Consider the following 12,498-nt stretch of genomic DNA (forward strand, 5'->3'; position numbering starts at 1 on the left):
CCCTCATCGCTGAAGGTGAATACGCCTCGGCGGCCACATTGGGAGGACATCGTGAACATCATTAAAACGCTCGCCGTCGCGGCGGGCCTCGCTACGGCTTTGACGTCTGTCGCTATCGCGCAGGATAGCCTGAACGGCCTGGTCGTCGGCTTCAGCCAGATCGGTTCGGAATCGGGCTGGCGCGCGGCCGAAACCTCGGTCACCAAGCAGCAGGCCGAAGAGCGCGGCATCGATCTCAAATTCGCCGATGCGCAGCAGAAGCAGGAAAACCAGATCAAGGCCATTCGCGGCTTCATCGCCCAGGGCGTAGACGCCATCCTGGTTGCTCCCGTCGTCGCCACCGGCTGGGAAGATGTGCTGACCGAGGCCAAGGAAGCCGAAATCCCGGTTATCCTGCTCGATCGCGGCGTCGATGCCCCCGAAGACCTCTACCTCACCTCGGTCGCCTCCGATCAGGTCAAGGAAGGCCGCGTTGCCGGCGAATGGCTGGTTGCCGAAGTGGGCGATGCAGACTGCAAGATCGTCGAGCTCCAGGGCACTGTCGGCTCCACCCCCGCCATCAACCGCAAGCAGGGCTTTGAAGAAGCCATTGCCGGCCATGCTAACCTGGTCATCGCCCGCAGCCAGACCGGCGATTTCACCCGCGCCAAGGGCAAGGAAGTGATGGAAGGCTTCATCAAGGCCGAAAATGGCGGCGCCGATATCTGCGCGGTCTATGCCCATAACGATGACATGGCCGTCGGCGCCATCCAGGCCATCAAGGATGCCGGCCTCAAGCCCGGCACCGATATCAAGGTGGTCTCCATCGACGCCGTGCCGGACATCTTCGCCGCCATGGTTGCCGGGGAAGCCAATGCCACGGTCGAGCTGACCCCCAATATGGCCGGCCCCGCCTTCGACGCCCTCGCCGCCTACCTCAAGGACGGCACGGCGCCCGAGAAGTTCATCATCACCGAATCCAAGCTCTATACCCCCGCCGACAATCCGCAGGGCGAATATGACACCCGCAAGGGTCTGGGCTACTAATCTAGGCCCCACCCGGTTCATACCGGGTGGACCAATTGCGCGAAGCCCAAGAAGACCTCATGGTGAGCTTGTCGAACCACGAGGTCGGGCGAGTGGAGGCCTCCGTGCCACACCCTCGTCCTTCGACAGGCTCAGGATGAGGTCTACTTTGACCTAGGGCGATCGGGGGAACGACCCATGCAGGACAGCGACTACGTGCTAGAAGCACGCGGCGTGACCAAGATTTTTGGCAATCACACCGCGCTCGACGCCATCGATTTCGGCCTGCGGCCCGGCGAGGTCCATGCCCTGTTGGGTGAAAACGGGGCCGGCAAATCCACCCTGATCAAGGTTCTGACCGGCGCCTACCAGCCCGATGCCGGCGGCGTCTTCGTCGATGGCGCCCTGGTCACCCTCGACAATCCCCTCCATGCCCAAACCCACGGCATCGGCACGGTCTATCAGGAAGTAAACCTGCTGCCCAACCGCTCGGTAGCCGAAAACCTCTATCTGGGCCATCAACCGACCCGCTTCGGCCTCGTTGACCACCGGAAAATGGAAAAGGCCGCCAAGACCCTGCTCGAACGCTATGGCCTGGCGATCGATCCCAGCAGCGATCTGGGCAGCCATTCGGTCGCCGTGCAGCAGATCGTCGCCATTGCCCGCGCCGTCGAGCTCTCCGGCAAGGTATTGATCCTGGACGAGCCCACGGCCAGCCTTGACCGCAACGAAGTCGAGCGCCTGTTCGAGGTCATTGCCGACCTGAAAAAGAGCGGCCTTGCCATCATCTTCATCACCCATTTCCTCGACCAGGTCTTTGCCATTTCCGACCGCGTCACCGTGCTGCGCAATGGCCGCCTGGTCGATACCCGCCAGCTCGACAGCGTCAGCCGCACCGATGTGGTCCGCCTCATGCTGGGCAAGGACATCGCCTTTTCCGGCGCCACCGATCTCGAGCCCGAGCGCCCCACCACCGATGTGCTGCTCGATTTCAAATCCTATGGCCGCAAGCGCAGCGTGCATCCCTTCGATCTGACCATCCACAAGGGCGAGGTCATCGGCGTTGCCGGCCTGCTCGGCTCCGGCCGCACCGAAATGGCGCGCCTGATGTTCGGCGCCGATCCGGCCGATCAGGGCACAATCACCGTCGCCGGCAAGCCCACCGCCATTCGCAACACCACCGACGCCATCAGCCGCGGCTTCGGCTTCTGCCCCGAGGACCGCAAGGCCGAGGGCATTTTCGGCGATCTGTCGGTGCGCGAAAACATCATCATCGCGCTGCAGGGCAAGCTGGGCTGGTTCCGCGCGCTCAACCGCGACGAGCAGCTCGAAATCGCCGGAAAATTCGGCGAGGCCATGGATATCCGCGCCGCTTCGCTCGACATGCCCGTCAAGCTGCTTTCGGGCGGCAATCAGCAAAAGGTCATCCTGTCGCGCTGGCTCGCTACCGACCCCGCCTTCCTCATCCTCGACGAACCCACCCGCGGCATTGATGTGGGCGCCCATGCCGAAATCGTGCGCACCATCAATCGGCTGCGCGACGATGGCATGGCCATGGTCGTCATCTCCTCCGAGCTGGATGAAGTGGTGGCCTATAGTTCGCGCATCGTCGTCATGCGCGACCGCGAAATGGTGGCCGAATTGCGCGGCAAGAACATCAACCCCGGAGTCATCGTGCAGGCCATCGCCAATTCCGCCGACGAGGCCCAGCCATGAAGCGCCTCCATCTCGAACGCCTCGCCAATCCGCAATTGCTGGCGCTGGCCGGCGTATTGCTCATCAATTGGCTGCTGTTTCCCAATTTCTTCCGCATCACCTGGCAGGATGGGCGCCTGTTCGGCAGCCTGATCGACGTGCTCAATCGCGGCGCGCCGGTGGCGATCCTGGCCATCGGCATGACCGGGGTCATCGCCACCAAGGGCGTTGACCTCTCAGTTGGCGCCATCATGGCGGTCTGCGGCGCCGTCGCCGCCACCATGGTGGTCGCCGGCTATCCCACCCCCGTCGCGGTGATCGCCGCCCTTGCCGTCGGCATTGCCTGCGGCCTGTGGAACGGCTTCCTCGTCGCCATCCTCGATATCCAGCCCATCGTGGCAACGCTCGTGCTCATGGTGGCCGGGCGCGGCATTGCCCAATTGATCACCGAAGGCTCCATCGTCACCTTCAACGACCCGGCCCTGATCTTTATCGGCACCGGCTCCTTCCTCGGCTTCCCCATGGCCGCCGTCATCGCGCTGGCGCTGTTGATCCTGGTGACGCTTCTGGTGCGCAAGACGGCCATTGGCCTCTTCATCCAGGCCATCGGCGTCAATCGCGCCGCCGCGTCCCTCGCCGGCATTCGCAGCCGCATGCTGCTGGTCCTGGTCTATGCCTTGAGCGGCTTCTGCGCCGCCATTGCCGGCATTGTCGTGGCTGCCGACATTCGCGGCGCCGATGCCAATAATTCCGGCCTCTGGCTCGAGCTCGACGCCATCCTCGCCGTGGTTATCGGCGGCACCTCCCTGCTGGGCGGGCGCTTCTCGGTACCCATGGCGGTGGTCGGCGCCATCATCATCCAGGCCATGAATACCGGCATCCTGATGTCGGGCTTCCCGCCCGAATTCAACCTCATCGTCAAGGCCGGCATGATCATCCTGATCCTGCTGATCCAGTCGCCCTTTGCTACGCGCCTCTTCGTCCGGCAGCGTCTCGTTCCCGCCAAGGCAGGCCCCAAATGAAACGCAGCCTGCGCCCCCTTGCGGCCACCGCAATCATCTTCATCATCGCCTATGCCGCCAGCGTCGTGCAATTTCCCGGCCTGCTCTCCACCCGCGTGCTGGGCAATTTCCTCACCGACAATGCCTTTCTCGGCATTGCCGCGGTCGGCATGACCTTCGTCATCATCTCGGGCGGCATCGATCTGTCGGTCGGCGCAGTCATCGGTTTCACCGGCGTGCTGGTTGCCGTGCTGATTTCCTGGCTGGGCATCCATCCACTCCTCGCCTTCGTCATCGCGCTGGGGGTCGCGGCCCTGTTCGGCGCCGCCATGGGTCTCACCATCCATTATCTGCAAGTGCCCAGTTTCATCGTGACGCTGGCCGGCATGTTCCTCGCCCGCGGCGGCGCCTCGGTCATCACCCAGGATTCGGTGCCCATCAATCACGAATTCTATTCGACGTTGACCGGTCTCATCATCCGCCTGCCCGGCGGCGGTCGCCTCAGTTTCATTGGCCTGCTGATGGTCGCCGTCTTCCTTGCCGGGGCGTTGCTGGCCCACCGCACCCGTTTCGGCTCCTATGTCTATGCCTTGGGCGGCAATGCAGTGTCGGCCTCGCTGATGGGCGTGCCGGTGGCGCGCACTACTGTACAGATCTATATGCTCTCCAGCGTCCTTGCGGCCTTGGCGGGAATCGTCTTTTCCCTTTACACATCTGCTGGCTATCCGCTGGCGGCCGTGGGCGTCGAACTCGACGCCATCTCGGCCGTGGTGATCGGGGGAACCCTGCTCACCGGCGGCTATGGCTTTGTGCTGGGCACCTTTGTCGGCGTCATGCTGCTGGGCCTGGTGCAGACCTACATCATCTTCGATGGCACGCTGTCGAGCTGGTGGACCAAGATTGTTATTGGCGTGCTGCTATTCTTGTTCATCGTCCTGCAGCGGATCATATTTGCCGCCTCCGCACCCGGAGAAAAGTCACCCGAGAAAGTGTAGCATGATCGAGCCAGGCAGCCTTATTCGCTCGCTTTCGGGGCGATCCGCTGCACGGAATTTCCACACCTTCGTCATCAACGAAATCGGCCACGGCATCGTCACGGGCAAGTTCCCGGTCGGTTCGATCCTGGCCAGCGATGCGGTGATGATGGAAACCTATGGCGTCTCGCGCACCGTGTTGCGCGAGGCGCTCAAGACGCTCGAGGCCAAGGGCCTGGTCGAGGCGCGTCCCAAGGTCGGCACCAGGGTCTCCCCCGCCAGCCGCTGGAGCTTTTTCGATCCCCAGGTACTGTTCTGGCATTTCGAAGCCAGGCCCGAGCAGCGCTTTTACGAAAGCCTTTTCGACGTGCGAGAAGCGCTCGAAAGCCGCGCCGCCGAACTCGCGAGCCACCGCCGCACGGCCGATGAAATCCGCATCCTCAAATATTGGGCCCATCAGATGGATATCGCCGAAGATGGCGTTGAACCCCACCTGCTGGCCGCCCTCGAGATCCACCGCGCCATCGCCGAAAGCTCCGGCAATGCCCTGCTCCGCTCGGTCACCGGCGTGGTCGAACTGACCATGGTCCTGGCAGCCAAATTCGCCCCGTCCGACGGCCTCCGCCAGCGCCACACCGACTCCATCGCCCAGCACGAAGCCCTCGTAAGCGCCATGGAACGCGGCGACAGCAACGCCGCCGTGCAACTGATGCAATCCATCATCACCCGCGACAAGCAGCAGACCATGGCGGTGTTCGGCTGAGCGGGCCCCTGCGTGACCCCGACTCTCCCCCACCCACCGTGTCATTCCGGCGCAGGCCGGAATCCATGCTGAAGGCCATCCCAACGCTGGATGGCGTGGGAGCTGCCCAAATCCATCCCACCCACAATTCTCCCTCGGGCTCGACCCGAGGGCCACTCGCCCCAACCACCAGCCCCTCGGGTCAACCCAAAGGGAAAACGATTGTGGTTATACGACGCATCAATTCTCGCTCACCCGCTCCCCGCTCGCCGCATCGAACACGTAAACATGGTGCGGCGCCGCACGCACCGTCAGCGCGCCATCGAGCGCAATGTCATCCTCCCCGCTGATTACCACGGTCACCGGCCTGCCATGCACATCCAGCGTCACAAAGGTCTGCCCGCCAGTCGGCTCGACGAAGCTGATCTGCCCGGTAATCGCCGTTCCCTCGCCGCCTACCAGCAAATGCTCGGGCCGCACGCCGACCACCACAGCCTGCCCCTCGGCCAGTTTCTGCCCGGCGGCAAACGCGAAATCGGTGCCCTCCGCGCTCCGCGCCAGCCCGTCCTGCATCACCGCATCGACAAAATTCATCGCCGGCGAACCGATGAACCCGGCGACGAACAGATTGGCCGGCCGCCTGTACAGCTCCATCGGTGAACCCGATTGCTGGATCACGCCCCGGTTCAGCACCACGACCCGATCGGCCAGCGTCATTGCCTCCACCTGGTCATGCGTCACATAGATCGAGGTCACCCCCACCTTCTTGTGCAGCGCCTTGATCTCACCGCGCATCTGCACCCGCAATTTGGCGTCGAGGTTCGACAGCGGCTCATCGAACAGGAACACCGACGGGTCCCGCACAACGGCCCGGCCCATGGCCACGCGTTGCCTTTGCCCGCCCGAAAGCTGGCTCGGCTTGCGCTCCAGCAAGGGCTCCAGCTCCAGCATGCGCGCCGCCTGGATCACCCGCCGCTCGATTTCCGCCTTGGGCTTACCCGCCAGTTCCAGGTTAAAGCTCAGATTGCGATAGACGCTCATATGCGGATAAAGCGCATAGCTCTGGAACACCATGGCGATATTGCGCTCGCGCGGCGTCAGGTCATTGACCACCCTGTCCCCGATCAGGATATCGCCCCCCGTAATCTCCTCCAGCCCCGCCACCATGCGCAAAATGGTGGATTTCCCGCAGCCCGAGGGCCCCACCAGCGCGACGAATTCGCCGTCGGCCACCGTGAGATTGATGTCCTCGATCACCGAGACCGCACCATAGCTTTTTTCGAGGTTCCTTAGTTCCAGTCCGGCCATTCATGCCTCCTCTACAGCGCCGATTGCTCGTCGCCCCTTATTTGACTGCGCCAGCGGTGAGGCCGGCAATGATGTGTTTTTGTGCCGCGAAGAACACGATGACGGTGGGCAGAATGGTGAGCGTGATGAACGCCAGGATCAGCTGCCAATCGGTGCTGAATTCCCCGCGATAGACCATGATGCCCAAGGGCCAGGGATATTTGCTCTCCGAATTGAGCATGATCAGCGGCAGGATATAGCTGTTCCAGCTGCCCACGAACGAGATGATCCCCACCGTGGCGATGATCGGCCGGCTCAGCGGCAGCGAGATATGCCAGAAAAACCGCAGATAACCCGCCCCATCCACAAACGCCGCGTCGAACAGCTCGGGCGGCAGGTTCTTGAAGTAATTGCGGAACAGCAGGATGCTCATGCCCAGCCCGAACGCCACCTGCGGCAGCACCACGCCCCAATAGGTGTCGAGCAGGCCCAGGTCGCGAATGCGGATGAACAGCGGCAGGATGGCCGTCGCCGCCGGAAACATCAGCCCGATCAGGAAATAATTGAGCAGGAAGTCCGAGCCGAAGAATTTGACATGGGCGAAGGTGAAGGCCGCCATGGAGGCAAACAACAGCGTCAGGAACACGGTCAGCCCCGCAATCAGCAGGGAATTGCCCATCTGCATCCAATAGCGCTGGCTGGTGAGGATATTACCGTAATTGCTCCACTGCCATTCGGCCGGCAGCCCGAACGGATTGCCGCGCAATTCGCCCAGCGTCTTGAACCCGCCCAAAGCCGTGGTCAGCAGGGGAATGATGACAATGCCGGCAATGATCAGCATGGACACATAGAGATAGGTCTGCGTTCCGGCGCTCAATCGCCGGCCGCTGCTGGCGGTTGTTGCCGCGTCGATAGGTGCTGCTTCAGTCATTTCGCATGAATATCCGCTTGTAGCCGAAGGCGAGGGTGACGCAGATGATGAACAGCACGACGCCGACGGCCGAGCCGAAGCCCACCTGCATGCGCATCACGCCAAAGGAATAAAGGAAGGTCACCAGCGTCTGGGTGGCGTTCGATGGTCCCCCGCCGGTCAGCGGCATGATCATGTCGAACAGCTGCAGCGACCCCACCACGGCAAAGAATACCGAAAGCCGCACCGTCGAACCGAGCAGCGGCAGCGTGACCCGATAGAATTTCTGCCAGCCGGTGGCCCCATCGATATCGGCCGCTTCCAGCACGCTCTTGTCGATAGCCTGCAGCCCCGCAATGAACAGCATCATGTGGAAGCCGAAATATTTCCACACGATGACGCCGAGCACGGCATAAAACGCCACTTGCTTGTCGGCCAGCCAGAACGGCGGCGCGGCCCCGAAGAAGTTCCAGATGCCGGCAACGAGGCCAAATTCCCCGTCATAGACGAAGCGCCAGATCATGCCCGCGGCCACATCGGCCAGCACATAGGGCAGGAAGAACAGCAGCCGGAACGCCAGCGCGCCCTTGATATTGCGCGACACCATGGTCGCCAGCCACAGCGCCAGCGGGATCTGCACGCAGATCGAGATGACGATGATCAGTCCATTATTGATCAGCGCGGTGCGGAACGCCCCATTGCGGAAGATCAGCTCGTAATTCTTGGTGCCGATCCACTGGCTGGGCAGGCCATAGCCGTTCCAATTGTAGAACGAATACCAGGCCGCCTCCCCCATCGGCAGGATGACGAACACGGTGAACAGCAGCAGCGCCGGCGGCAGGAACAGCACCAGCACCGGCCATTTGCCGCGCATCTGGCCACGCCGCCGCCGCGCCACTCTGGGCACCCTGGCCGCCGCCCGGCCATCTGCTGATAGGGAAGTCGCTTGGCTCATCCGAAATCGAGGCTCCTGGTCCGCCGGAAAGAAAACCGCCGCCCGGTCACACGGGGCGGCGGCGGCGCTTACATCTCGAGCGAGAAGGCGTCTTCGATCTGCTGCAGCGCGTCTTCCGGCGACATCTGGCCCGAGACCAGTTCCACCGACATGTCATTGACCACGCGGCCGACATTGGGACCCAGATCCTGATCGAGATAGTTCTGGTGCCAGGTGGCCTTGGCCATCTGCGCCGCACTATCGGCCAGCGAGGGGTCCTTCACCCCCTCATCGCCGCCCAGCGTGGTGGGCAGGATGTTGTTGAACTCCGCCAGCTTGGCGGCATTGTCCTTGCTGGTGAAATATTTGAGGAAGTCCTCGGTTTCAGGCGGCGCATTGGCTGTCACCACCCAGCCATTGAGGCCGCCGAAATCATCGGTGATCACCCCGGCCCCGCCTTCGACCAGCGGAAAGGCAAAGCGCCCGATAGCGTCCTGGGCCAGCCCCTTGCCGTCCGTCGCCGCATTGGCCTGGTTCTGCGGCGTCGCCGTATTCTCAAAGCTCAGGATGATGGCGGCGCGCCCATCGGCGAACACCGCCTGGGTATCGGGCCAGGTTGCCCCCAGATACCCCTCCTGGAAGGGCTCGAGCGCACCCAGATCGACCAGGTGCTGGCTCGCCCTGACGAACGCTTCCCCGGTAAAGCCCTCACCAGCCTTGGCTGCGGCAAAGCCATCCTTGCCCGCCTCGCGCATGGCCAGATAGCTCCAGTAGAAATGGATCGGCCACTTGTCGCCACCGCCCCCGGCAATGGGGGTAATCCCGGCTTCCTTGAGCTTGCTCACCGCCGCCAGGAAATCGTCCCAGGTGGCAATGGCGCTGGCATCGACGCCCGCCTGCTCGAACATCGCCTTGTTGTAGAAGAACGACACCAGGCCCGACTGGATCGGGGCGGCCCACACCTTGCCATCGATGCTCAGCCCATCCACCGCCGCCGGGGAAATCGAATTGCGCCAGGCGCCGCCATCGGCATCCATGGCCGCCGTGACGTCGCGGATCGCGCCGGTTTCCGACTGCGCCTTCAACACGCCCCCGCCCCAGGTATAGAACATGGACGGCGCGTCATTGGATTGCAGCAGCGTCGGCAGCTTGGCCTTGAACGCCTCGTTTTCGAGGAATTGGAATTCGATTTTGACATCGGGATGCTCGGCCTCATAGGCCGCCGCAATGTCCTGCCAGGTCTTGAGCCGGTTCTCATTGGCCTCCAGATGCAGCCATTTGATGGTGCTCTGCGCATAAGCGCCAGTGACACTGCCGAACAGCGTCACAGCGCTGACGGCAAGCAGAAGCGTATCCCGCCAGGGGCGGGCAAAGCCGTGATTCATGATGATCCTCCCACATCCGGACATATTTGTCCTTGATGCGTATTAAATAGCGCCCGCCTGTTTCCATCTGTCAAGAGGGTGTGCAAAATGCGCGGCGAAAGCGCCATATTTCAGCGCTTTACGCTTGCTTTGGCCGCCGAGCCATGCCTAGAAAGACAAAACTTAATTCGCGTCACGTAGAAATGAACGCGTGAGGAGCCTTCCCTTCCGTGAAGACCGCCGACCCCGAATTGATGCGGGCGATCAATCGCTTTCACGTGCTCGATACCATCAGGCGGTTCGGCGCGATTTCGCGCGTCGAGATCGGCGAACGCATCCAGCTTTCGGCCACCACCGTCTCGGCCATCACCGCTTCGCTCCTCGATGACGGGCTGATTTCCACCCGCCACGAGGGCGATCTGCGCAGCGGCAGCAGCCGCGGCCGGCCCCGCGTCATGCTGACCCTCAATCCCGAGGCCGCCCGCGTCGTCGGTGCGAAGATCGCGACCAATCGCCTGGTCTTCACCGTCACCAATTTCCAGGGCGATGTGCTGGCCAATCTGACGCTCCCGGTGCGCGTCGATCGCCTGCCGGTCGATGTCATTGCCGATCTGGTCGAAGATGGCGTGCGCCGCTGCGTGCTCGATGCCGGATTGGCGCTCGACCAGATCAAGACCGTCGCGCTGTCCCTGCCCGGCATTGTCGAACACGGCACCGGCCGCGTCCGCGCCTCCAGCATTTTCCGCGACACCAATGTGCCGCTCAAGGAAGCCATCGTGCGGCGCCTCGGCATCGACACCATTGTCGAAAGCGACGCCAATGCCATCACCATGGCCGAACACTGGTTCGGCCGCTGCCGCGATTGCGACGATTTCGTTGTTGTCGCCATCGAGGAAAGCCTGGGCCTGGGCGTCATGCATGGCGGCCAGCTGTTCCGCGGCGCCCGCGAACTCAGCCTCACTTTGGGCGACATGATCATGGGCTCCGACCCCGATCACGCCCTCAAGCTCTCCGAAGTCGCCAGCGAACGCGCCATCCTCAATGGTGAACATAACGATCCGCAAATCCGCGATGCCATCCGGCTGGGCCAGGGCATGAGCCGCGTGCGCGGGCTGATCGAGGCCGGCGACAATCGCCTCAAACACGCTGCCGGCCGTGCTGGCGCGGCGCTGGGCATCGCCATTGCCAATCTGGTCGCCCTATTCGCCCCGCCCCGGGTGATCCTGGTCGGCTCGACGCTGGCGCTGGGCGATCATCTGCTCGATCCGCTGCGCACCAGCTTTGCCCGCGCCACCCCGGAAAGCCTCGCCAATGTCGCCCAGATCGTCATCGACGAGGTCGGGGACGAACTCTGGGCGCGCGGCGCCGCCGCCGTGGCCCTGGGCGAACTCTATGGCTCGCCCTGGGGCACGACAGGCCCGGCGCGCCGCAGCTACACCGAATTTTCAAGTGCCGGAACGAGGGAGTGACAAATGGATAAGGTCGGTATTGGCATTATCGGGCTGGGCAATATTTCCGCCGCCTATCTCAAGGCGAGCAAGGATTTCCCGGTGCTCGACATCCGCGCCGTAGCGGATATGAACCCTGCCGCCGCCAAGGCACGCGCCGATGAATTCGGCCTCAACGCCGTCGATCTTGACGCGATCTTCACCGATCCGAGCATCGACATCATTCTCAACCTCACTATCCCCAAGGCCCATGTCGAGGTCGGCCTGCGCGCCATCGAAGCGGGCAAGCACGTCTATTCGGAAAAGCCGCTCGGCATCGTCTTTGCCGAAGGCAAGAAGCTGGTCGAGGCCGCCAAGGCCAAGAACCTGCGCGTCGGCTCGGCCCCCGACACCTTCCTCGGCGGCAGCCACCAGACCTCGCGCCGCCTCGTCGACGAAGGCGCCCTGGGCCAGCTCGTCGGCGGCACCGCCTATTTCATGTGCCCCGGCCATGAACGCTGGCACCCCAACCCCGCCTTCTATTACGAAGCCGGCGGCGGCCCCATGCTCGATATGGGCCCCTATTACATCACCGATCTGGTCAACCTGCTCGGCCCGGTCGCCAAAGTCTCCGGCTTCGGCGCCAAGCTGCGTGACACCCGCACCATTACCTCCAAGGAGCGTAACGGGGAGATCATCCCCGTCCATGTCGCGACCCATGTCTCGGGCACGCTGGTCTTCCACAATGGCGCCGTGGTGCAGGTGACGATGAGCTTTGACGTGGCCGGCCACAAGCATGTGCCGCTCGAAATCTACGGCACCGAAGCCACCCTGCTCGTGCCCGATCCCAACCATTTCGGCGGCCAGATCCAGATGCTGCAAAAGGGCGGCGAATGGAGCGATATCGCCACCGACATGCCCTATGCCGAGGGCAATTACCGCTCGATCGGCCTGGCCGACATGGCCCATGCCATCATCGACGGGCGCCCCCATCGCTGCAATGGCGACCTGGCTCTGCATGTGCTCGAAGTCATGGAGGCCTTCGAGACCTCCTCGCAGACCGGCCGTGTCATCGACATCACCACGCCAGCCGAGCGGCCAGCCCAATTGGCCACTTCGCTCGTCAACGGCAAACTGGCCTGATCGAATTCAAGGAGGA

11 protein-coding genes are annotated in these 12,498 nt (G+C 63.0%); 7 read left to right on the top strand and 4 right to left on the bottom strand.

Annotated elements, in window-relative coordinates:
• The first annotated feature begins 99 nt into the window (after positions 1–99).
• The 5 genes from ytfQ (at position 100) to FF80_RS06055 (ending at position 5,438) form a co-directional block, all read left to right on the top strand.
• Positions 100–1,026 (top strand): galactofuranose ABC transporter, galactofuranose-binding protein YtfQ, encoded by a 927-nt coding sequence (ytfQ, locus tag FF80_RS06035; protein ID WP_052153256.1) that lies wholly within the window; start codon positions 100–102, stop codon positions 1,024–1,026.
• 177 nt (positions 1,027–1,203) lie between these two features.
• Complete coding sequence (locus tag FF80_RS06040; RefSeq protein WP_035098598.1) at positions 1,204–2,721, top strand: sugar ABC transporter ATP-binding protein; 1,518 nt, start codon at positions 1,204–1,206, stop codon at positions 2,719–2,721.
• The gene (locus tag FF80_RS06045) at positions 2,718–3,722 is read left to right on the top strand and encodes an ABC transporter permease (protein ID WP_035098600.1); all 1,005 of its coding nucleotides are present in this window, start codon (positions 2,718–2,720) and stop codon (positions 3,720–3,722) included. Before FF80_RS06040 ends, FF80_RS06045 begins: the two co-directional genes overlap by 4 nt.
• Positions 3,719–4,696 (top strand): galactofuranose ABC transporter, permease protein YjfF, encoded by a 978-nt coding sequence (yjfF, locus tag FF80_RS06050; RefSeq protein WP_035098602.1) that lies wholly within the window; start codon positions 3,719–3,721, stop codon positions 4,694–4,696. Before FF80_RS06045 ends, yjfF begins: the two co-directional genes overlap by 4 nt.
• A gap of 1 nt (position 4,697) precedes the next feature.
• On the top strand, positions 4,698–5,438 hold the full coding sequence (locus tag FF80_RS06055) for a FadR/GntR family transcriptional regulator (protein ID WP_081917287.1): 741 nt from the start codon (positions 4,698–4,700) through the stop codon (positions 5,436–5,438).
• 219 nt (positions 5,439–5,657) lie between these two features.
• Here FF80_RS06055 and ugpC read toward each other — a convergent pair whose 3' ends face one another.
• The 4 genes from ugpC to FF80_RS06075 form a co-directional block, all read right to left on the bottom strand.
• Positions 5,658–6,725, bottom strand: a complete 1,068-nt coding sequence (ugpC, locus tag FF80_RS06060) for a sn-glycerol-3-phosphate ABC transporter ATP-binding protein UgpC (protein ID WP_035098604.1) — start codon at positions 6,723–6,725, stop codon at positions 5,658–5,660.
• A 37-nt stretch (positions 6,726–6,762) separates the two neighbouring features.
• Complete coding sequence (locus FF80_RS06065; protein WP_052153246.1) at positions 6,763–7,635, bottom strand: carbohydrate ABC transporter permease; 873 nt, start codon at positions 7,633–7,635, stop codon at positions 6,763–6,765.
• Positions 7,628–8,488 (bottom strand): sugar ABC transporter permease, encoded by an 861-nt coding sequence (locus FF80_RS06070; protein ID WP_113121205.1) that lies wholly within the window; start codon positions 8,486–8,488, stop codon positions 7,628–7,630. Before FF80_RS06070 ends, FF80_RS06065 begins: the two co-directional genes overlap by 8 nt.
• 149 nt (positions 8,489–8,637) lie before the next feature.
• Complete coding sequence (locus FF80_RS06075) at positions 8,638–9,933, bottom strand: extracellular solute-binding protein (protein ID WP_081917288.1); 1,296 nt, start codon at positions 9,931–9,933, stop codon at positions 8,638–8,640.
• Positions 9,934–10,142: 209 nt separating this feature from the next.
• Between FF80_RS06075 and FF80_RS06080 the strand changes: the two genes are divergently transcribed.
• On the top strand, positions 10,143–11,381 hold the full coding sequence (locus FF80_RS06080) for an ROK family transcriptional regulator (RefSeq protein ID WP_052153247.1): 1,239 nt from the start codon (positions 10,143–10,145) through the stop codon (positions 11,379–11,381).
• Between the two features lie 3 nt (positions 11,382–11,384).
• Positions 11,385–12,482, top strand: coding sequence for a Gfo/Idh/MocA family oxidoreductase (locus tag FF80_RS06085; RefSeq protein ID WP_035098609.1), 1,098 nt, complete (start codon positions 11,385–11,387; stop codon positions 12,480–12,482).
• Positions 12,483–12,498: the final 16 nt, after the last annotated feature.

The organism is Devosia sp. LC5 (assembly GCF_000735585.1).
Lineage (GTDB): Bacteria > Pseudomonadota > Alphaproteobacteria > Rhizobiales > Devosiaceae > Devosia.